This window comes from Corynebacterium uterequi, assembly GCF_001021065.1.
In the GTDB taxonomy this organism is placed as follows: Bacteria; Actinomycetota; Actinomycetes; order Mycobacteriales; family Mycobacteriaceae; genus Corynebacterium; species Corynebacterium uterequi.
The window spans coordinates 233,728-252,972 of record NZ_CP011546.1 but is presented as its reverse complement, the minus strand read 5'-3'; the positions used below and the strand labels follow the sequence as shown (position 1 = coordinate 252,972).

21 protein-coding genes are annotated in these 19,245 nt (G+C 67.3%); 6 read left to right on the top strand and 15 right to left on the bottom strand.

Annotated elements, in window-relative coordinates:
* Nucleotides 1–101: 101 nt before the first annotated feature.
* The 5 genes from CUTER_RS11185 to CUTER_RS01175 form a co-directional block, all read right to left on the bottom strand.
* Entirely contained in the window at nt 102–203 is a 102-nt protein-coding gene (locus CUTER_RS11185) for a 30S ribosomal protein bS22 (protein WP_003855542.1), read from the bottom strand.
* Between the two features lie 261 nt (nt 204–464).
* Nucleotides 465–656 (bottom strand): helix-turn-helix domain-containing protein, encoded by a 192-nt coding sequence (locus CUTER_RS01190; protein ID WP_047258890.1) that lies wholly within the window; start codon nt 654–656, stop codon nt 465–467.
* 191 nt (nt 657–847) lie between these two features.
* Complete coding sequence (gene proC, locus CUTER_RS01185) at nt 848–1,654, bottom strand: pyrroline-5-carboxylate reductase (RefSeq protein WP_047258889.1); 807 nt, start codon at nt 1,652–1,654, stop codon at nt 848–850.
* 63 nt (nt 1,655–1,717) lie between these two features.
* On the bottom strand, nt 1,718–2,512 hold the full coding sequence (locus tag CUTER_RS01180) for a hypothetical protein (protein WP_047258888.1): 795 nt from the start codon (nt 2,510–2,512) through the stop codon (nt 1,718–1,720).
* A 21-nt stretch (nt 2,513–2,533) separates the two neighbouring features.
* Entirely contained in the window at nt 2,534–3,466 is a 933-nt protein-coding gene (locus CUTER_RS01175; protein ID WP_047258887.1) for a Ppx/GppA phosphatase family protein, read from the bottom strand.
* A 33-nt stretch (nt 3,467–3,499) separates the two neighbouring features.
* On the opposite strand from CUTER_RS01175, the gene CUTER_RS01170 reads away from it, so the two are divergent.
* The gene (locus CUTER_RS01170; RefSeq protein WP_236684739.1) at nt 3,500–4,372 is read left to right on the top strand and encodes a hypothetical protein; all 873 of its coding nucleotides are present in this window, start codon (nt 3,500–3,502) and stop codon (nt 4,370–4,372) included.
* On the opposite strand, the gene CUTER_RS01165 is transcribed toward CUTER_RS01170, so the two are convergent.
* Genes CUTER_RS01165 through mshA form a run of 4 tightly spaced genes read right to left on the bottom strand, consistent with a single transcriptional unit; the run spans nt 4,369 to nt 8,349 of the window.
* Complete coding sequence (locus CUTER_RS01165; RefSeq protein ID WP_047258885.1) at nt 4,369–5,061, bottom strand: response regulator transcription factor; 693 nt, start codon at nt 5,059–5,061, stop codon at nt 4,369–4,371. The two genes, CUTER_RS01170 and CUTER_RS01165, sit on opposite strands and share 4 nt — an antisense overlap.
* Complete coding sequence (locus CUTER_RS01160; protein WP_047258884.1) at nt 5,058–6,299, bottom strand: sensor histidine kinase; 1,242 nt, start codon at nt 6,297–6,299, stop codon at nt 5,058–5,060. Before CUTER_RS01160 ends, CUTER_RS01165 begins: the two co-directional genes overlap by 4 nt.
* Nucleotides 6,300–6,326: 27 nt before the next feature.
* On the bottom strand, nt 6,327–7,073 hold the full coding sequence (locus CUTER_RS01155) for a phosphoglyceromutase (protein WP_047258883.1): 747 nt from the start codon (nt 7,071–7,073) through the stop codon (nt 6,327–6,329).
* 10 nt (nt 7,074–7,083) lie between these two features.
* Nucleotides 7,084–8,349 carry a D-inositol-3-phosphate glycosyltransferase gene (gene mshA / locus CUTER_RS01150; protein ID WP_047260489.1) on the bottom strand — a complete coding sequence of 422 codons (1,266 nt, stop codon included), beginning with the start codon at nt 8,347–8,349 and terminating at the stop codon, nt 7,084–7,086.
* Between the two features lie 128 nt (nt 8,350–8,477).
* On the opposite strand from mshA, the gene CUTER_RS01145 reads away from it, so the two are divergent.
* Entirely contained in the window at nt 8,478–10,190 is a 1,713-nt protein-coding gene (locus CUTER_RS01145) for a long-chain-fatty-acid--CoA ligase (protein ID WP_047258882.1), read from the top strand.
* A gap of 4 nt (nt 10,191–10,194) precedes the next feature.
* Here the strand turns inward: CUTER_RS01145 and CUTER_RS01140 are convergent, their stop codons facing one another.
* A complete protein-coding gene (locus CUTER_RS01140) occupies nt 10,195–12,933 on the bottom strand; it encodes a hypothetical protein (protein ID WP_047258881.1) in 2,739 nt (912 codons plus the stop codon).
* 96 nt (nt 12,934–13,029) lie between these two features.
* Here CUTER_RS01140 and CUTER_RS01135 point away from each other — a divergent pair, with 96 nt between their 5' ends.
* Nucleotides 13,030–13,233, top strand: coding sequence for a hypothetical protein (locus tag CUTER_RS01135; protein WP_047258880.1), 204 nt, complete (start codon nt 13,030–13,032; stop codon nt 13,231–13,233).
* A gap of 4 nt (nt 13,234–13,237) precedes the next feature.
* On the opposite strand, the gene CUTER_RS01130 is transcribed toward CUTER_RS01135, so the two are convergent.
* Nucleotides 13,238–14,404, bottom strand: coding sequence for a UDP-N-acetylmuramate dehydrogenase (locus CUTER_RS01130; protein ID WP_082121205.1), 1,167 nt, complete (start codon nt 14,402–14,404; stop codon nt 13,238–13,240).
* A 24-nt stretch (nt 14,405–14,428) separates the two neighbouring features.
* On the opposite strand from CUTER_RS01130, the gene CUTER_RS01125 reads away from it, so the two are divergent.
* From CUTER_RS01125 to CUTER_RS01115, 3 genes are read left to right on the top strand one after another with little or no spacing between them, the layout of a single operon-like run.
* The gene (locus CUTER_RS01125) at nt 14,429–14,905 is read left to right on the top strand and encodes a DUF2505 domain-containing protein (protein WP_047258878.1); all 477 of its coding nucleotides are present in this window, start codon (nt 14,429–14,431) and stop codon (nt 14,903–14,905) included.
* Nucleotides 14,906–14,916: 11 nt separating this feature from the next.
* Nucleotides 14,917–15,729: a methylase gene (locus CUTER_RS01120; protein ID WP_047258877.1), complete on the top strand. Its 813-nt coding sequence runs from the start codon at nt 14,917–14,919 to the stop codon at nt 15,727–15,729.
* A gap of 13 nt (nt 15,730–15,742) precedes the next feature.
* Nucleotides 15,743–16,528 carry an LmeA family phospholipid-binding protein gene (locus tag CUTER_RS01115; protein WP_047258876.1) on the top strand — a complete coding sequence of 262 codons (786 nt, stop codon included), beginning with the start codon at nt 15,743–15,745 and terminating at the stop codon, nt 16,526–16,528.
* Nucleotides 16,529–16,537: 9 nt separating this feature from the next.
* On the opposite strand, the gene CUTER_RS01110 is transcribed toward CUTER_RS01115, so the two are convergent.
* The 4 genes from CUTER_RS01110 to CUTER_RS01095 form a co-directional block, all read right to left on the bottom strand.
* The gene (locus CUTER_RS01110) at nt 16,538–16,831 is read right to left on the bottom strand and encodes a DUF2516 family protein (RefSeq protein WP_047258875.1); all 294 of its coding nucleotides are present in this window, start codon (nt 16,829–16,831) and stop codon (nt 16,538–16,540) included.
* Nucleotides 16,832–17,383, bottom strand: a complete 552-nt coding sequence (locus tag CUTER_RS01105) for a CGLAU_01105 family protein (protein ID WP_047258874.1) — start codon at nt 17,381–17,383, stop codon at nt 16,832–16,834.
* A 20-nt stretch (nt 17,384–17,403) separates the two neighbouring features.
* Complete coding sequence (locus CUTER_RS01100; RefSeq protein WP_236684738.1) at nt 17,404–18,705, bottom strand: DUF445 domain-containing protein; 1,302 nt, start codon at nt 18,703–18,705, stop codon at nt 17,404–17,406.
* A 106-nt stretch (nt 18,706–18,811) separates the two neighbouring features.
* Complete coding sequence (locus CUTER_RS01095; protein WP_047258873.1) at nt 18,812–19,180, bottom strand: hypothetical protein; 369 nt, start codon at nt 19,178–19,180, stop codon at nt 18,812–18,814.
* Nucleotides 19,181–19,245: the final 65 nt, after the last annotated feature.

Sequence of the window (19,245 nt, the reverse complement as noted above, 5' to 3'; positions counted from 1 at the left end):
TACCGGTCGACGCCGGCCGACGCCGACGTTGTTCGGACGCTTAAGGCCCTGCCGCCGCGGGGAAAGCGGAGACAGGGCCTTTTTTAAAAAGCGTGCTCGATTTACTTGCCGAGCTTACGACGCTGAACGCGCGTACGGCGAAGCATCTTGCGGTGCTTCTTCTTCGACATGCGCTTACGACGCTTCTTGATGACAGAACCCATATGGTTTCCTCGCTTCGCTTCTAGTACGTACTAATACCTGCCGGTCTCGCCCCACGAACGCCACGGTGCACTCGTGGCGTCGTGCAAAGCCCGCGCGCGCGGGAGCAGGCGTGGGGGCTTGGCCGGCACGAATGGCTAAAAGCATACCGGGGGCCACGCCACGGAACCAAAACCGGCCCGCCCGTCCGCACGAACCAGCTGGACACACGGCAATGACCTCGCCGCATCATCACCGTTGCCCGAGGTCACATAAGGGGACGGCTATCCGACCTCGTAGTAGGAAGAGTCGAGATACTCGCTGACGGCCTTTTCATGAACGCGGAAGGAGCGTCCGACGCGCACCGCCGGCAGCTCACCTGCGTGAACGAGGCGGTACACGGTCATCTTGGAGACGCGCATGATCTCGGCGACCTCTGCGACGGTCAGGAACGTTCCCTTATCTTCATGTGCCATGTATCTCTACCCTTCACCACGTGGCGCGCTGCAGGCTTCCCCTCCTGCAGGACCAACACGCACGTACCCCTATAACTGTAGCGTTAACCATGTGACTCGTGCGACTCACGGGGATCAATTCTTCACGAGCCTTCGAAAATACCTGGCAGAACCCGCAAAAGACGGCGCGCCCCCGGGTGGACGAGCCGCGCCTAGCTACCGAGCTCGGCCGAACGCTTCGCGCAGGCCTCCGTCGCCCGGTAGATCGCCCCACGCAGGCCCGACTCCTCCAGTTCGCGCACCGCCGCCACCGTCGTGCCCGCCGGGGAGGACACCGCGGCGCGCAGGGCCGACAGCTCCCCGTCGTGTTGCTCGACGAGCGCTCCCGCGCCGCTGGCCACGCACTTAGCCAGGGTGGTCGACAGTTCCCGGCTCAGCCCCAGGCTCACGCCCGCGTCCACGAGGGCCTCCGCCATGAGGAAGTAGTACGCCGGCGCGGAGCCAGACAGGGCGCACACGGCATCCATCTCGCTCTCCTTGACCCGAACCACCTCGCCGACGGTCCGCAGCAGCTCCGCGACGGAATCCATCTGGTCATCGGTAACGAAGCGGCCGGCGGCGCAGGCGCTGACCCCCTTGCCCACGAGCATGGGCGTGTTAGGCATGACGCGCACCACCGGGGTCCCGGCGGACAGTGCTTCCTCCATGGCGCCGACGCTCACCCCGGCGGCGAGAGAGACAACGATGGTCGAATCGTTGTGGGCGATGGTGTCCGACAGCTCACCAAGCAGCGGCACCACCTGGGCCGGTTTCACGGCGATGACGAGGAAGTCCGCCCCGTCGACAACCGTCTCGTTGTCGTTCGACGTGCGGACCCCGTAGGTCTGCGCCAGGTATCGGTTCCGGCTCACCGTGCGGTTCGTGGCGATGATGCTCTGCGGGTCCCGCCCGGCGCCGATCAAACCGGCGATGAGGGCCTCCCCAATGCTGCCGGCACCGATGATTGCGATAGTGCTCATGGCAGACATCGTGCCAGACGACGTCGGGTAAATCGACCCCGTCGCGCTATCCCCCGGTGACGGCTAGGTGAAGATGAGCACCGCGGGGCCGAAGGTGATGGCCAGACCGGCCAGACCGGCCAACGCCATCGCCGCTCCCGCGCGGCCGGCGCGCATGACCTTCACACCAATAATCATGACCAGGGTCACCACCACGCCGGCAGCGGCGCACGCCCACACGGGGAACCGACCCCACAGCTGGTGGAAGCCCAGGAACACCAGCGCGCCGAGGACCACGCACAACAGGATCAGCCCCAGCACCGCACCCGCGCTGTAGCTTTCTTCCTCGTCGAGGACGCGCTCGTGGTCGGAGAAGTTTGCCAGCGGCAGCGAATCCTCGGCGGCCTTCTCCGCGGCCTGGTTGGGCACCTGCTCCGGGGCGACCGGGGCCGGGGCCGGGGCGGGGTCATCCACCTTGGGCAGCAGCGTGGTCTCCTCGACCGGCTGCGCGCTCACCGGCGTGGACCCACCGACCCGGGCGCCGGGGCGCACCTTCTCGATAATCGTCGTCTCATCGTTGGAGGGCGACTGCCGGGCAGCGTCCGGGGCGGCCACCGGCGCGGCGGGCGCTACCGGCTCGGCCGGCGCGGCGTCGTCGGCCGCCTCCTGCGCCTGGGAGTCCAGCGGCACGTTGGAGTGCCGGGCCTGCGCCGGGTCGCTCTTCACCGCGGCTAGCTCACCGGTGAGTTCGGCAACGGAGACACCGCCATTGTCCACGCTGCGGCGACGCCGACGCCGCGACGTCGGCGCGTCATCCGGGTTGGCCTGCTTAGCGCGGGCGAGGATTTCTGCGACCGTGAGCTGGTTGTTGTCAGCCATGGTGGTTCTCGTCCTTATCTCTTAAGTGTCCGACTCTTTGTCGATGCGACGCAAGATCACGCCTTCGCGCAATGCCCACGGGCAAATGTCTAGTTTTTCTATTCCTAATGCTCGCATACTTGCCTCGGCAACTAAAGCGCCGGCCACTAGTTGGTGGGACCGATCCAAGCTTACCCCCTCCAACTCAGCCCGGTCAGCCGAAGTCATTCGGGAGATGAAAGCGATGAGCTGGCGAAGACCAGCCGCCGTGAGGGTGCGCTGCACAAACGGGCCGGCCGAACTCGGTGCGGCGCCGGTGAGCCGGGCCAGGGTGCGCAGGGTCTTCGACGTTCCCGCCGCCACCCGGGCCTCGCCTAGGAGCTGGAAGCGCTTGGCCGGCTCGTAGAGTTCAGCGTCGATGTAATCGCGCAGGAGGTTGATCTTCTTGCGTGCCGGCGGGTCGGTATCGAACCACGAGTGAGTGAGCCGGCCCGCCCCCAGATCAAGGGACACGGCCACGTCCGGCTCTTCGTCGGTGCCGGTGGTCAACTCCAGGGAGCCGCCGCCAATGTCGATGTTGACGATCCGCCCGGCCGACCACCCATACCAGCGACGAACCGCCAGGAAGGTCAGCCGCGCCTCCTCTTCGCCGGAGAGCACCGTCAGGCGCACGCCGGTGTCGCGCTCGACGGCGTCGAGCACCTCCGGCCCGTTTGTCGCCGAGCGGATAGCCGAGGTGGCAAACGGGATGAGTTCCTGACAGCCCAGTTGGTCCGCCAGCTGGGCCGCCTCCCCCACGGCGGCGATGAGCTTCTTGATTCCCTTGTCGGTGATGGCCCCACCGTCGTCGAGCTGTTCTACCAGCCGCAGTCCGGTCTTCCAATCACTCATCGGCGACGGGCGCGCCCCACCGCGGGTATCTACCGCCACGAGGTGGACCGTGTTACTGCCAACATCCAACACACCTAAACGCACACCTGACAGGGTAGACGCTCTATGGTGACAGGCGTGAAGCACGCGCACCACGAACCAGTACATTTGGGGTTTCCGGCCGCCTCCCCGGCGGGTAAGTCGATACTGGCTGGCCACGAGGTGCCGGCGGACTACCCGCGGGAATGGTTCGAGTTCACCAACCCGGAGGACCCGGAGCACATCTTCAGCGTCGACCTGACCTGGGTGGAGTCCTACTACGCGTGCCAGTTCGGCACCCCGGCCTGCCGGGGCATCGTCGAGGGGCTCACCGACGTCGCCTGCTGCGTGCACGGCGCCTTCCTCACGGATGAGACCGACCGGGACCAGCTGTACGACGCCGTCGCCGACATGCCCGCGGAGTTCTGGCAGCTTCGACCGGCGTCGACGGATGAGTTCCTCGACACCGGCGAGGTCATGGACATCGAGCCCTGGCTGGAGTGGGACGAACTCGACGGCGACGACGGCGAACCCGAACCGGCGCTGAAAACGAAGGTCGTCGACGGCGGCTGTATCTTCGCCAACCGGCGGGGTTGGGTCACCGGCATCGGGTGCGCCCTACACCAGTGGGCGGTGGCCGACGGCCGCGAGCTGACGGTCGTCAAACCGGAGGTGTGCTGGCAGGTCCCCATCCGCCGGCACGAGGCCTACGAGACCCGCACCGACGGTGTCGAGGTCCTACGCACGGTTATTGGGGAGTACGACCGGCGCGCGTGGGGCAACGGCGGGGAGGACTTCTTCTGGTGGTGCTCCACCGCGCCGGCCTGCCACGTCGGCGAGCAGCCCCTGTGGGTGAGCCACAAAACGGAGCTCGTCGCGCTCATGGGCGAGGCCGCCTACGACTACCTCGCCGCGCACCTCACCCGCCGGGCCGGGCACGGCCTCGCCCACCCGGCGTCGACGCGCCGCTAGGCCTCGAACTTGTAGCCAAGCCCGCGCACGGTGACCAGGTGGCGCGGGTGGGAGGGCTCCTCCTCGATCTTCGAGCGCAGGCGCTTGACGTGAACGTCGAGGGTCTTCGTGTCGCCCACGTAGTCCGAACCCCAGATGCGGTCGATCAACTGCCCGCGGGTGAGCACCCGACCGGAGTTGGACAGCAGGTATTCCAGCAGGTCAAATTCTTTCAGCGGCATGGGGACCGGCTGGCCGTCGACGGTGACGGTGTGGCGGCCGACGTCGAGTTGGACGCGTCCGCCGGAAAGGATGAGGGAATCGTCCTCAGCCTGCTCCGTTGCGCCGCTCGCACCGCGGCGCAGCACGGCACGGATCCGGGCGATGAGCTCCCGCGAAGAATAGGGCTTGGTGACGTAGTCATCGGCGCCGAGTTCGAGCCCCACCACCTTGTCGATCTCCGAATCCCGGGCGGTCACCATGATGATCGGCACATTCGACGTGGCGCGGATTTTCTTCGCCACATCCGTTCCCGACATGCCCGGCAGCATGAGGTCGAGCAGGACGATGTGCGTCGTCCCGCGCTCGAACTCCCTCAGCGCACTCGGGCCGTCGCCGGCGATCACAACGTCGAAGCCCTCCTTGCGCAGCAAGAATGCCAGTGGGTCCGCTAAGGACTCTTCGTCTTCAACGATGAGAACGGTGGTCACGATGTCTTATCCTTTCTGAGCGCCGTCACCTTGGTTACGGCCTTGCGTAGCGCGGTCTCCCCGCCCTCGGTGCGTTGCTCCGTCTCCGGTGGATCCACGGGCCGAGGATCGTAGATGGGCAGTTCAATGGTGAACGTCGATCCAGAGTCCGGCCGGGACCACAACCTAATATTACCGCCGTGATTGGCCACCACATGCTTGACGATGGCTAGACCCAATCCGGTACCTCCGGTTTGCCGGGATCGGGCCTTGTCCACGCGGTAGAAACGCTCGAAAACGCGCTCCTGATTCTCGGGCGAAATTCCAATGCCGCGGTCGGTCACCCGGATCTGGATGGTATTGTCCACAACCCGCTGAGAAATAGTTACCGGCATCGAATTTGGCGAGTAGTTGATCGCGTTTGAGATGAGATTTGACAGTGCGGTGACCAGCAACGACTTGTTGCCGACCACCCATATTCCCGTCGCCCGCGCGGACGTCAGCTCAATGCCGGCGGCCTCCGCGTTGAACTGGTTGCGGGCCATGGCTTCATCGATGAGGTCGTCCACCCGAACCGGCGCCATATCGGGCAGGGGCTCCGCGCCCTGCAGCTTCGACAGGGCGATGAGCTCCGAGATGAGCTCGCCCATCCGGTGGGACTCATCGAGCAGCTTCGAGCCGAAGTACTCCACGTGTTCGACGTCGTCCGGGCTGTCCAACAACGCCTCGGCCAGCAGGCTCATGGCGCCGGTCGGGGTCTTCAGCTCGTGGGAGACGTTGGCGACGAAGTCGCGGCGGGCGGCCTCCATGCGGGCCGACTCGGACTCGTCGGTGCCGTAGACCACCAGGAAGCGGTCATCGACGAGGGTGAGCGGCTTGATGTGCGCCCGCACATCCGTCACCCGGTTTCCGGTCCGACGTTTGGGAAACGTCAGCTCAATCGTCCGGGGATCGTGATCCTCGAAGACCTCCTGAGCCGCCTCCCACACGTCGGCGTTGATGGTCCGATCGTTAACGATCGCCATCTCATGTGCCCGGGCGTTGGACATGAGCACATCGCCGTTGCGACGCAGCACGGCGACGGCCGTCGGCGCGCCCTGCACCACCAGGTGCAGGATCTGGCCAGGGGTGGTGACCTGGTTTTCCTCGTACGTCGCCGAGGAACGCGCCGCCTTGATGTGATCGCGGACCCGCGTCACGAAAGGCAGCGTTGCCACCGTCAGCACCACCCCCGCCAGGAGGCCGAGCACAATCTCCACGGATGTGTAACCGGGCTTAAGCCGGGGCTACTTCTGGCCCTGGTTGGCGACGGCGGCGGCGCCGGCAGCGGCGGCCTCCGGGTCCAGGTAGGTGCCGCCCGGGTTGACGACGGTGCCGTCGGGCTCGATCTCGTACACCAGCGGCATGCCGGTGGGGATGTTGAGCCCGGCGATGTCCTCGTCCGAGATGTTGTCCAGGTACTTGACCAGGGCGCGCAGGGAGTTACCGTGCGCGGCGATCATGACGTTCTCGCCCTTCTGCGCGCGCGGCAGGATGTTGTCGGTGAAGTAGGGGACGAAGCGCTTGACGACGTCCTCCAGGCACTCGGTGAGCGGGACCTGCGGGAGGTTGAAGTAGCGCGGGTCGCCAACCTGCGAGTACTCGTTGTCCGCGTCGATCTCCGGCGGCGGGGTGCCGTAGGAACGACGCCAGGTCATGAACTGCTCTTCGCCGAACTGGTCGCGGATCTCGGTCTTGTTCAGGCCCTGGAGCTTGCCGTAGTGGCGCTCGTTGAGGCGCCAGTTGCGCACGACGGGGATCCAGTGGCGATCAGCGGCGTTGAGAGCGATGTTGGCGGTGCGGATGGCACGACGCAGCAGGGAGGTGTAGACGACGTCCGGGAGGACGTTCTTTTCCTTGAGCAGCTTGCCGGCGTTGACGGCTTCCTGCTCACCCTTGGCGGTGAGGTTGACGTCAACCCAGCCGGTGAACTGGTTGGATTCATTCCAGACGCTCTGGCCATGACGGACCAGAATCAGCTTTCCGTTAGTCATGGCCACTAGCCTACCCGCCGGTTGCTTTACGGTCCGGGCAACCACTCCGTGGCGTCGAGCACGCCCGGGCGTAAACCTCGTTGAGCCGCTGGGCGGCAGCGGCCCAACTAAAGGTATGAGCGTGGGCGACGCCAGCCTTACCCATGGCGATGCGGCGGGCGTCGTCGTCGAGCAGCTCCTCTAAAGCGTCGGCCCAAGCCCGCGGATCGTGACCGTCGACGAGCAGCCCGGTCACCTCGTCCTTCACCGCGATAGGCAGGCCGCCCACCCGCGCCGCCACCACCGGCGTGCCGGTGGCCTGGGCTTCCATGGCCACCAATCCGAAGGACTCGTTATAGCTGGGCACCGCCACAATGTCCGCCGCCCGGTAGACGCTCACCAGCTCCTCTGGCGGGCGCGGGTCGATGAACCGGATGCGCCGGCCGAGCCCCAATTGCGCCGCCAGTTCCACGTAGTGCGCCCGGCTGCTCGTCGCCCCCGACGCCCCGCCGCAGATGAGCACCCGCACATCCCGGTGGGGACGCCGCTGGAACAATTCCGCGGCGGCCCGGATGAGAACCTGCGGGCCCTTGAACTCCTGCATCCGGCCGACGAAGGCCACCACCTTGACGTGCTGCGGCAGGCCTAGCTCGCGACGGGCGCGCTCCGTCGTCCGGCCGGTGCCCGGGGTGTACAGCTCGGTGTCGGCACCCGGCGCGACGACGGCCACGTGGTCCCGTGATGCGTCGTAGTGCGCCACCAGGTCGTTGGTCTCTTCGGCGGTGTTGACCACGAGCAGATCGGCATTATCCACGATCTGCTGCTCGCAGATCCGGCGGGCTTCCGACTCAGCAGTGTCCTCCAGGGAGCGGTGGGCGTTTTTCACCGCCGCGAGCGTGTGCGCGGTGTGTACTAACGGCACTCGCCACAGGTCTCGCAGCAGCCACCCCACCTGACCGGAGAGCCAGTAGTGCGAGTGGAGCACGTCGTAGCTCTCGTGGTGGCAGCGGGCGAAGGCGATGATCCCGCCGGCGAAGGCGGCTAGCTGGGTGGGCAATTCTTCCTTGTCGAGCCCTTCGTAGGGGCCGGCGACGATGTTGATGACCCGCAAACCCGGCTCCACCGCCACGATCTCGCCCTGGCTGGGCCTGGTCGCCCGCGTGAAAACGTCCACTTCGGTGCCTGAGCGAGCCAGCTGGCGGGCCACGTTAAGGACGTAGACGTTCATCCCGCCGGCGTCGCCCGACCCCGGCTGTTCCAGCGGGGAGGTATGCATCGAGATCATTGCGACCTTCATGGCGGCCATCATAAACGACTAAGCGCGCCCCTTTCGCGCCTGTGTTGATCTACCATCGGCGCGTAGAGCGATTATGCTTTTTAGCGTTCGTTAAGAAAACTATTGGAAGACGAAGGTGAGCGCAACCCATGTCCCCATCCGCCAACAAGCCCTGGCTGTCCAGCTACTCCGACTGGACCCCCCACACCCTGGACTACGGGGACGCAACGCTTACCTCCATGTACGACGATAATCTCGCCGCCCACCCCAACCGCACCGCCACGTGGTTCTTCGGCCGCTCCCTGACCTACGCGGAGATCGACGCCCAGGTGCGTTCCGCCGCCGCCGGGCTGCGCGCCTTCGGCGTGCGCCCCGGCGACCGGGTCGCGCTACTCATGCCCAACTGCCCGCAGCACGTTATCGCCTTCTACGCGGTGCTCAAGCTGGGCGCCACCGTGGTGGAGCACAACCCGCTCTACACCGCTCACGAGCTCAAGGCCCCGTTCATCAACCACGGCGCCCGGATCGCGATCGTCTGGGACAAGGCCGCCCCCACGGTGGAGAAGCTGCGAGGCGACACGGACCTGGAGGCGATCATCGCCGTCAACCTCATCGAGGCGATGCCCAAGGTCAAGCAGCTCGCGCTGCGTCTGCCCATCCCGTCGATCATGGACTCCCGCAGCCAGCTGCACGCCCCGGCGCCGAAGGCCGTGCCCTGGTCCACGCTGGTCAGCCACCCCATCGGCGGCTCCGGCGAGGACCTCACCACCTACGAGGACATCACCCCGGATACCCCCGCGGTCATCATGTACACCTCGGGCACTACCGGTGTCCCCAAGGGCGCCATCCTCACCCACGGCAACCTCTACGCCAACCTCCACCAGGGCGCGGCGTGGGTGGAAAACCTCGGCAAGCGCGATGAACGCATCCTCGCGGCGCTGCCCTTCTTCCACGCCTACGGGTTGACGATGGCGCTGACGCTCTCCTTCTACGTCGGCGGGGAGATGGTCATCGTGCCGTCGCCGAAGCTGCCGCTGATCCTCACCGCCCTCAAGGCGCGTCGCCCCACGTGGTTCACCGGCGTGCCCCTGCTGTTTGAGCGCACCCTGGAGGCCACCGCCAACAACAAGAAGATCTCCCTGGACTCCGTGCTCAGCGCCTTCTGCGGCGCGGCGACCATGCCGCCGGAGATCATCGCCAAGTGGGAAAGCAGCACTTCCGGCATGTTCGTCGAAGGCTACGGGCTGACGGAAACCTCCCCGGTGGTCATCGGTACCCCCATGAATAACAACCGCAAGGCCGGCTACATCGGCATCCCCTTCCCGGACACCGAGGTGCGCATCGCCAACCCGGACAACCTCGACGAGACCCGCCCCTACGGCCAGGAAGGCGAGATCCTCGTCAAGGGCCCGCAGGTGTTCGCCGGCTACCTCGGCAACGAGGAAGCTACCGAGGCGGCGTTCCACGACGGCTGGTTCCGCACCGGCGACGTCGGCGTCATGGACTCTGATGGCTTCGTCAAGCTCGTCGCCCGCATCAAGGAAGTCATCATTACCGGCGGCTTCAACGTCTACCCCGGCGAGGTGGAGGCGGTCATGCGCGATCACCCGGACGTCAAGGACGTAGCCGTCGTCGGCCGCCCGCGCTCCGACGGCTCCGAGGACGTGGTGGCCTGCATCGTCCTCAACGACGGCGCCGCCCTGGACCCGGAGGGGCTCAAGGAGTTCGCCCGCCAGCGGGTCACCCGCTACAAGGTTCCGCGTACCTTCTACCACTTCGAGGAGCTGCCCACGAACATCATGGGCAAGATCTCCCGCCGCGAGGTGCAGGCAGAGCTGCTGGAGAAGATCGGCCAGAAGTAGCTAGCTACTGCAGCGTCCGCAGCAGCTGCGCGGCCCGCTCGTCGTCGCGCCCGACGCGCCGCAGCTCCTCGACGATGCTCTTGAGGCAGCCGGTCAGGCCGTAGGCCTGGGCCTTCTCGGCCGCCGTCTCCAGGACGAACCCAGCGCGCTGCGCCTCCCCTTCGGCGTAATGCACCCGCGCCAGCATCACCAGCGCGGTGACGTGGACTTCCGGTTCCCGGGAGGCGGGACTGTGCGACGCCGCCCAGGTCGCCACGCGCTGTGCCTGCTCAATCCGGTTGGCGCCCAGCAGCACGTCGACGACCTCCGCCGCCGTGCGCACCGTCGCCAGGAGCACGTCGGGATCCGGGTCGGCGTCGACGTAACCCTGCGCGGCCTCGAGGTAGTCCGCCACGCGTTCGGGTATCGCGTCGGCATACGCGTCGCTGAACCTGACTGCCACGCGAAGGCACGCATCCGCCAGCTTGGCGCGCACCCGGGGTTTGATGTCCTTGTAGAGGCCCTTTTCGTGCACCTCCTTGACGCGCTTGAGGATCGCGTCCAATTCTTCGCCGAAGGATCCCAGGTTGCCCCACGCCACGAAGGTTCGAAGGATCTCCGCCCAGTTCTCCGCCAGAGCCGACGTCAAGGCACTGAGCGCATCCAGGTCGTCGACCGGCTCCCCTGACGTCAACCTCTCGAAGTGTTGCTCCATCTGTTCTCCGAGCTGGAAGTACTCCACCGCCGCCCACAGATAGTTGCCGGCCTCGCGCAGCACTTCAGCCTTCATGACGAACAGGTGCGCCAGGTTTTCGTCGCCGCGCTCGTCGTACTTGTCTTTGCGCAAGTGGAGGAGGGCCACTTTTTCCTTCGTGTGCTCAATGAGCCCCACCGTTTCCAGCAGCGCCGATTCCTTCATGAGCGCCTCGCACAGGACGAACAGCTCCGAGCACATGTTGGGATTAGCCAGCTCGTTGACGGCCACCGAGGACAATAGCGTCAGCAGGGACCGCCGCAGATCCGTGGTGGCGGACCGCTCGCCGGGGTCATCCTTGAGCAGGCGGAGGATAATGAGGTACAAGGCGGTGCCCCGATTAACGCAGAACGACGGGTCCAGCTGCAGGATGGTCGGCAGGCCCCGGGCGGCGATCTCCGCGGCACGAAGGCTGTCCAAGGCCCCGGCGCGCCATGCCAATTCCACCTCGATCATGCTGCGCAGCTCCGGCGCCTCGATCTCCCCGCCCAGGTCAACTGAGCCGGCGCTGAGGTCGTCGTAAAGGTCCAGCAGCTGCCCCACCGCCATGAAGTCCCGATCGGAGGACTCGTCGTCGCCGCCCTCGACCGCCTCACAGAACCGGCGCAGCGCCTCGCCGTCGGGCTCGCCGAGTTGCTTCTCCAGGGCGTTCACCGCGCTATGGTGTCCGGCGCGCTCATAGAACCCCCGGTAGGTCCAGGGAGAGGGCACGTGCTCCTCGGGCAGTCGGCTCAGCTGATCCTCACCGGGCTGCGTCGGGAAGGTCCGCGCGCTAATCGCCTCGACGACCGTGCCGAGAAGCGTCTCCGCCGCCGGAGCGAACGGCAGGGGACGCAGCCGCTTCGCCAGCAGTCCGCTGATAGCGGTGTTGTGGTTTCGCGCGTCGGCGGCGTCGGCCTCGGATCGAACAGTCTCGTAGAACGCCGCGGCCGCCTCGGCTACGCTCCGGCACGGCCGGCCCACCTGGGCGGCCCACCGCGGGGCGTCGAAGCGCGGAATGCGACAATCACCCAGCCCGGCGCGCTCGGCCGCCTGGAAGCAGGCGGTCAGCGGCCACAGCACCTCGCGCGGTGAGGCGATGAGCGCCTCCGCCTCGACGAGCACCTCGAGCGCCTGCGTCCCCCATCCGGCGGCGAACGCGGTGGGCAACGCGGTGAGAAAGGCTTCGGCGCCTTGATCATGCCCGGCGCTGGAAAGCACGCGGCGCGCTCGCTGCATCGTCGCGTCCGGCCCGTCCTCCTCGGCGAGGACGATCGCCGCCGTCGCCCACATCAGCGCCGGATGTAAAGGGGTGGCGAGCGGGGTAGTGTCGGCTGCCTCGAGTAGTTCCCTCACCGAATCGAGGTCGTTGCGGGCCAGAGCCACGTCGAATCGCTGCTGGAGCTCCATGAGCCAGGGCCTGTTGAATTCGATACCGCCGCCATCGACCAGCCCCAGCTTGGCGAGGCTGTGAAGTTCCTGGTCGGCCTCGTCGAAGCGGCCCAGCGCGAAGAACATCTGGGCCCGGTTTTTCGCCACCGTGGCTGCGTCGATGTCACGCTCGCGGCAGTAGCTCGCCTCCGCCTCGGCTACGGCCATCACCCGGGTGAGGCTCACCGTGGGGTCGGCGGCCACGACGGCGCCGAGCCCGGTCATCATGTCGTCGAAGCGGTTCGGCAGTGGGATGCCGTCGCCGTCGACCAGCTCGCCGCTTCCGGGGACGGCGTCCTCGTGGGCGGGGTAGCTCCTCGGGGCGCTGCGATGCAGCTCGAGCAGGGCGAGGAGTTCGTCGAGCGCCTCGGCAGGATCCTCCGATAGCAGGGGGACGACGGCGGAGAGCCGGAAGCGGTAATCGAGCTCCTTGACGGCTCGGGCGTCCCCCTCCGCGACCGGGGCGAGCTTCGCGCGCAGCTGCGCGATCCGGGATCCGAAGGTCGCTAGGTCGATCGCGCCGCGGTGGAAATCGCTGCGGGCTTCGAACCACTGTTGGTCGAGCTCTAAGGGGGTGGGGAGCGTGTGATCAGAGGTCATAGGTCCAGTGTAGAGCGTTGTGTAACGATCTCCGGGACGCGAACGACTTTCAAATCAGAAGGCAGCAAGCCAACGGTTGTAAGGAGCGGGATCGTAGTGACCAACGTGGAGTTCGCACGATCGGTGTGTGCGATGATCGCCGCGGCCATCGTCGCTATCGCGATCGGCCTGATCGGCATCAAGGTACTCTTGCTGCCCGACGTCAGCGCGGCCGCCTATCTTCCCCTGACGCAGCGGCCCGCCGTGTGCGTCACCGCCTGCGCGAGCGAATCGCCGGCGAAGCTGCCCCAGGCGGCCTAACGCTTTAGGGGCGTTCGAAGGCGACCCCCACCCACACCGGCTCCGGGGCCAGGTCCACACCGAAGGCCTCCCGGACCCCGTCGCTCACCCGGTGCGCCAGGTCGACGATGTCCTGCGTCGTCGCCGCTCCCCGGTTCGTCAGGGCCAGGGTGTGCTTGGTGGACAGCCGCGCGGGCGCCGACTCTCCGGGGAATCCACGCGGGAACCCGGCCCGCTCGATGAGCCACGCAGCGGAGAGTTTCACCCGCTCCTGCTCCACCGGCCACCGCGGCATGCGGTCCGCGTCCTCGTCGCCGCGCTCGGCGCGAACCCGCTCCTGCACCGCATCTGCGACCGCGACCGGCACCACCGGATTCGTGAAGAAGGACCCGGCGGAGAAGGTATCGGGGTCGTCGGCATCGAGGACCATGCCTTTGGCAGCCCGCAGCGCGAGAACTTCCCGGCGCACTTCCGCCGCCAGGCGGCGCTGGCCTGGTTCGCCCGCCAATTGGCCGAAGCGCAGCGGCCGGGACAGGCCGTCCTCGGTCAGCTCCAGCTCGATCGCCAACACCACCGCGCGCTGCGTGAACTTGAGGTTGGAGTAGCGGTACGCCAGCTCCAGCTCGGCCGCCGGCACCCACCGGACCTCCCCCGTGGCGCGTTCATAGAGCTGCACCCGCCGCAGCACGTCGGCGATCTCCGCCCCGTAGGCGCCGACGTTTTGCACCGGCGTCGCCCCCGCGGAACCGGGAATACCGGACAGGCACTCCACCCCGCCGAGGCCGGCGTTGATGCTGGCGACCACCACGTCGTCCCACACCGCCCCGGCGCCGGCGACGACGCGCGCGCCGTCGATGCTGATGCCGTCGTTAGCGACGAGGACCACGGTGAGATCCACCTCCCCCTCGGCGACCACGAGGTTGGACCCGCCGCCAACGACGAGCAGCGGCTCCCCCCGGGCGTCGAGCTCTCGGCACACGGCGACGATCGCCTCCGGCGTCGAGCACCGCACCACCGCGCGGGGGCTGCCGCCAATACGCAGCGTCGTGAGCGCGCTCAGGCTCGTGTCCGTCTCCACGGTCACGCCGGGCGTTGCCGCCGCAAACGCGGTGAGCGAGGCTTGGTAGTCGGCTTTCGGCGGGCGCGGCGTCGCCGACGGGTCACACTGTCCAGGCTTAGGTGAATGCTCCACCTCGCTAACGGTACCCTGTGTGCTATGTCGACCCGTAGTGAAAACACCGTCACCATTGCGCAGCCCCTGGCCAAGGTGCAGCAGGCTTACGCTTCCCGCGAGTACTGGGAGTTCATCGTCGCCAACCTCTCCCCCGAACCCGGCGAGGTCCACGAGTTCTCTGGTGACACCGCCACGTTGTACGAGGTCCTGCCCATCGATCTGCTCCCCGAGGCCGTGCGCGCCATGGTGTCGCAGTCGCTCAAGGTCAAGCGCGTCGTCACCGTCGACGGCACGTCGTACTCCTACACCGCCGACGTCAAGGGCACCCCCGTTGACTTCTCGGGCGAGGCAACCCTGTCCGGGGACGACACCGCCACCACCCTCGCCTACGACAACGAGGTCAACGTCAAGATCCCGTTCATGGGTCCGGCCATCGAGCCGAAGGTTGCCGACGCCCTCGCCGAGCTCTTCCAGTCCGAAGGCGACCTCACCGCCCGCTGGATTTCCGAGAACCTCTAACCCCGCCGACGATGGCCGATCACGCCCACAACCTCCGGGCCTCCGGCGGGCGCGGGCGGCCGATTGGTGTCATCACCCGCGGCACGACGGGCGTCAACCGCCTGCGCCGCTGCGACCGCTGGAGCGTTCACCATCCCCGCATCCGGGAGCTGCTCGCCGGCGCCGCGCACCCCCTGGCCGTCGACGTCGGCTACGGCGCCTCCCACACCACCACCGTGGAATGGGCGCGTTGGCTGCGCACACTGCGCGCCGACGTGGACGTCGTCGGCCTCGAAATCGACCCCGCGCGGGTGCTTCCACCCCGCGACGGGGTCCGCTTCGAGCTCGGCGGCTTCGAACTAGCCGGCTACCGGCCCCACCTCGTGCGCGCCTTCAACGTGCTGCGCCAGTACGATGCCTCGGAGGTGCCCAACGCCTGGGAGGCGGTGACCTCCCGCCTGGCCCCGGGCGGGGTGTTCGTGGAGGGCACGTGCGACGAACAGGGGCGGCGCTGCTCCTGGGTGCTGCTCGACGCCGCCGGTCCCCAGACTTTGACGCTGGCGTGGGACCCGCGCGACGTCGCCGCGCCGTCAGACGTCGCCGAACGCCTGCCCAAGGTGCTTATCCACCGCAACGTCCCCGGTGAGGCGATCCACGACCTGCTCCGCGCCGCCGACGCCGCCTGGGACAAGGCCGCCGGGTGGGCGCCGTACGGTCCGCGCGTGCGGTGGGAAAAGACCCGGGAGCTGCTGGTGGCCGACGGGGTGCCCCTGCTCACCGCCCGACGCCGCTCCCGCGACGCCGTGCTGACGATCGCCTGGGAGCATGTCGCGCCGCGGCCATGACACAATGGCACCCATGTCTGCCACGAAAGCCGGCGCCCGCGCCGCGAAGTTCCTTGTCATTACTCTCGTGCTGCTCGTCGTGGCGCTCGTCGCCGGTGAGGTGCTGGCGCGCACGTATGTGGCGAACGAGGTTCGCAGCGCCTACCAGCAGGAAGTCCGCGCCGCCGGCGCCGAGCCCGGCGCCGAACCGGAGGTCTCCTTCGGCTCCGCCCCGCTCATCGCCGCGCCGATCCTCGGCTCCGTGCGCTCTTTCGCCATGACCACCCCAGACTCCCTCACCGTCGCCCCCGACGGGACGGTGACCGGCCTGCCGGGCGCAGACATCGACATTTCCGGCATGGAACTGTCCGCCCCGTATGTGGCGCGCGATATCCAGGTCGTCACCAGCATGAGCGATGAGGTCATGCTCGCCGCCATCCGCCAGGCGCTGGCCGAGAACGTGGACACGACCGTGCCGCTGCTCACGCCCGAGAACATGGTCACCAAGGTCACGTCCCAGCCGGAACGCAACGTCATCGAAGTGGAGTTCCTCGCGGGCGCCGCGCGGCTGTCCCTCACCCCGGCGAAGGTCGGCGACCAGGCCACCATCGAAGCCGCCGGTGCGGAGATCCTCGGCTTCGATCTGCCGGCCGAGGTGACCACGGAGATCACCCGCGCCCTCCAGGAGGGGGCGAAGCAGCAGGCCGGGCCGGCGCTGACGCTGCTGGAGGACCTCACCGTCGTCGACGGCGGGCTGCGCGTCACCGCCTCCGGGACCGACGTCCCCCTGCAGACGGTTCTGTCCTCCGGGAATTCCTAAGCGGCGGCGTTACCAGTCGTAGTTGCCGGAGACAATGTCCCGCAGCTGCGGGCGGACGTCGAACCAGTAGACGCCGATGGCGACCATCCCGATCCACGACAGGAATGGGAACTGGGTAACCGTCACAAAGGCCGACCCCAGCAGGATGGCCACCCACCGGAACTTGGCCATCCGGTCCGCGGCCTCGAAGGCGTCCGGCCGGGTCGTCGCGGCGAGCGCGGCGCCGATGACGCCGGCCGCGGCGATAGCCCCAAAAAGTCCTAGTTGCAGCAGCCCGAAGGCCCGGAAGATCTCTACCGCCATCTACTTGCTGTCCCCCGTGTCCGGATCCACCGAAATGACCTCGCCGTCGATGATGTCCGGCTGGGTCTTCACGTCCTCCTTGGCGTCGCCGCGCAGCCGGGTCATGAGGTCCTCCAGGCGGGAGGTGGCGTCGCCGTCCTTCTCGCCGTCGGCGGCGTCGTCGCCCGTCTTCTTCGGGCCCAGGTTTTGCGCCTTAGTGCGGGCGTTGTCCAGGGTGTCGGAGATCAGCGTGCTGGCCTGGGCGTAGGCCTCGGAGTCCTTGGTCCCGCCGGCGGCGGCGCCGAGCGCGTCGACGAGGTCCCGGACGATGCTCTCGGCCTCGGTGGCAAAATCGGTGGCGGCGGCCTTGACGCCGTCGGTGCCCTTGGACTCATTGAAGCGGTCGCGGGCGCCGGCTGCCGCGGTGCGCAGACGCTGCAACAGCGTGGCCTCGTCGGCAGTGGCGGCATTCGAGCGCTCCTCACGGAGCCGGCCGGCAAATTCGGACGCCACCGAACCCAGGGTGGCGCCGACGTTCTTTATGTCGTCGAAGAGATTGTTCTTATCGCTCATGGCAGAAGACGTCCTCACATTTATCCGAACAGTAGCTGGTTCACAGTGTAGATAAGCAGCCCCGCCAACGCACCGACGATGGTGCCGTTGAGCCGGATAAACTGCAGGTCCTTGCCCACCATGACCTCGATCTTGTCGCTGGCCTCCGCGGCGTCCCAGCCCTCGATCGTCTCCGAGATGATGGCGGTGACCTCCCCGGAGTAGTTCTCCGCGAGGAAGCGCGCGCCCGCGGTGATCCGCTGATCCAGCCGCGCGCGCAGTTCGGCGTCGTTGTGGACCCGCTCGCCCCAATCGAGGCAGGTCTCAGCGATCTTCACCCGCAGCGCCGAGTTGTCGTCCGACGCGGCGTCGATGATCGCCGCCGACAGCACCTCCCACATGCGCCCCGGCGCGGCCTTCACCGCCGCCGAGCCCATGAGGTCCCGCTTGACGGACTCCACCCGGGCGATCATCATCGGGTCGTGCTTGAGGTCCGTGGCTAGCTGGGCGATGAAGCGCCGAATGGTGCGCCGCGCCTCGTGGTCGGGGTTGCGGTCGATCTCCTCGACGAACGCCACCAGTTCCCTAAACACCCGCTCGCCTACGAGGTCCTTGGCGAATTGCGGGGCCCACGACGGCATCCGGTCGTCGATCATCGACACGATGGAGGACTCCGCTCCCCGGATTCGCCGCCGGGACCAGGCGATGACGGCGTCCACCATCGGCTCGGTCTTACCGTCGGCGATGAGACTATCGAGGAAGCGCCCGATGTGCGGGCCCCATTTCGGCTCGGCGACGCGCTGCACCAGGTGGGTATCGATGAGCGCCTGGGCCTCCAGCGGGTCGACGGCCCGGGTCGCCTTCACAAGGAAGCGCCCCACCTCCCGGGACACGATCTGGGCGTGATCGTCCTGCACCAGCCAGGAGCCGATCTTCTCCGGGACCTCGGCGTTGGCCACCTTTTCCGTGATGAGCTGGGGGTTGAGGAAGTTATCCCCCACGAACTCGCTCAGCGCCCCGCCTAGCTGGTCCTTCTTCTTCGGGATGAGAGCCGTATGCGGGATGGGCACGCCCAGCGGGTGGCGGAACAGCGCCGTGACGGCGAACCAATCCGCCAGGCCACCAACCATGCCGGCCTCCGCGGCGGCGCGGACGTAGCCCACCCACGACGGTGCGACGCCCAGGGCCGACCCGGGATGCGCCTGCCAGTAGGAGCAGGCAAAGAAGATCACCGCGGCGAGGCCCAACAAGCCGGTGACGAACGCCTTGTAGTTGCGCAGCGCGCGGCGACGTTGAGCGTCGAGCTCCGGGTCGGGTCCGGGCATGGTGGAAAAATCATCCATGCCCCATAGAGTACGGCGAACCGGGGCCGCGACACTCATTCGCGACCCCGGTTCGAGGAATGTATGGCCTTAGTGGCGGCGGGCTCCCACCGGGCAAAAGGTCAGGTTAGTTGCGGCGCCCGGTGCGCTTGACGTAAGCGCGGTAGTTCCGGCGAGCGAAGTACACCAGGCCAAAACCGCCGACCAGGCAGGCCAGGGCCAGCAGGCCACCGGCGACGGTGAGCACGTCCGGGTTGTAGGCGGTGGAGCGCTCCACCAGCAGGTTGGCGGACAGGCCGGTGATGAGCATGTAGAAGCCGGCCATCGAGGCCAGGATCAGACCGAAGCCCAGCCACAGGGACGTGGTGTTGAGCGAGGAGTGCGACGCCAGCAGCGACACCGGTTCATAGCCCTGGATGTAGGCTTCCTCCGCGTGGCCGCGGGAGTAGGTGGGGTACGAGGCCTCAGCGGCCGGGGTGGAAGTCTGGGAGCCCATTGGTCCTTGTTCTCTCTTTCTATGTAGGAAGGGGCCAACAACGGTTGGCCCCTTATTCTAATCCG

Excerpts from the sequence above, each read along its gene's own strand:
- CUTER_RS11185 (WP_003855542.1), bottom strand. The coding sequence starts at position 203 with ATGGGTTCTGTCATCAAGAAGCGTCGTAAGCGCATGTCGAAGAAGAAG.
- CUTER_RS01190 (WP_047258890.1), bottom strand. The coding sequence starts at position 656 with ATGGCACATGAAGATAAGGGAACGTTCCTGACCGTCGCAGAGGTCGCC.
- proC (WP_047258889.1), bottom strand. The coding sequence starts at position 1,654 with ATGAGCACTATCGCAATCATCGGTGCCGGCAGCATTGGGGAGGCCCTC.
- CUTER_RS01180 (WP_047258888.1), bottom strand. The coding sequence starts at position 2,512 with ATGGCTGACAACAACCAGCTCACGGTCGCAGAAATCCTCGCCCGCGCT.
- CUTER_RS01155 (WP_047258883.1), bottom strand. The coding sequence starts at position 7,073 with ATGACTAACGGAAAGCTGATTCTGGTCCGTCATGGCCAGAGCGTCTGG.
- mshA (WP_047260489.1), bottom strand. The coding sequence starts at position 8,349 with ATGAAGGTCGCAATGATCTCGATGCATACCTCCCCGCTGGAACAGCCG.
- CUTER_RS01145 (WP_047258882.1), top strand. The coding sequence starts at position 8,478 with ATGTCCCCATCCGCCAACAAGCCCTGGCTGTCCAGCTACTCCGACTGG.
- CUTER_RS01140 (WP_047258881.1), bottom strand. The coding sequence starts at position 12,933 with ATGACCTCTGATCACACGCTCCCCACCCCCTTAGAGCTCGACCAACAG.
- CUTER_RS01125 (WP_047258878.1), top strand. The coding sequence starts at position 14,429 with ATGTCGACCCGTAGTGAAAACACCGTCACCATTGCGCAGCCCCTGGCC.
- CUTER_RS01120 (WP_047258877.1), top strand. The coding sequence starts at position 14,917 with ATGGCCGATCACGCCCACAACCTCCGGGCCTCCGGCGGGCGCGGGCGG.
- CUTER_RS01115 (WP_047258876.1), top strand. The coding sequence starts at position 15,743 with ATGTCTGCCACGAAAGCCGGCGCCCGCGCCGCGAAGTTCCTTGTCATT.
- CUTER_RS01110 (WP_047258875.1), bottom strand. The coding sequence starts at position 16,831 with ATGGCGGTAGAGATCTTCCGGGCCTTCGGGCTGCTGCAACTAGGACTT.
- CUTER_RS01105 (WP_047258874.1), bottom strand. The coding sequence starts at position 17,383 with ATGAGCGATAAGAACAATCTCTTCGACGACATAAAGAACGTCGGCGCC.
- CUTER_RS01100 (WP_236684738.1), bottom strand. The coding sequence starts at position 18,705 with ATGGATGATTTTTCCACCATGCCCGGACCCGACCCGGAGCTCGACGCT.
- CUTER_RS01095 (WP_047258873.1), bottom strand. The coding sequence starts at position 19,180 with ATGGGCTCCCAGACTTCCACCCCGGCCGCTGAGGCCTCGTACCCCACC.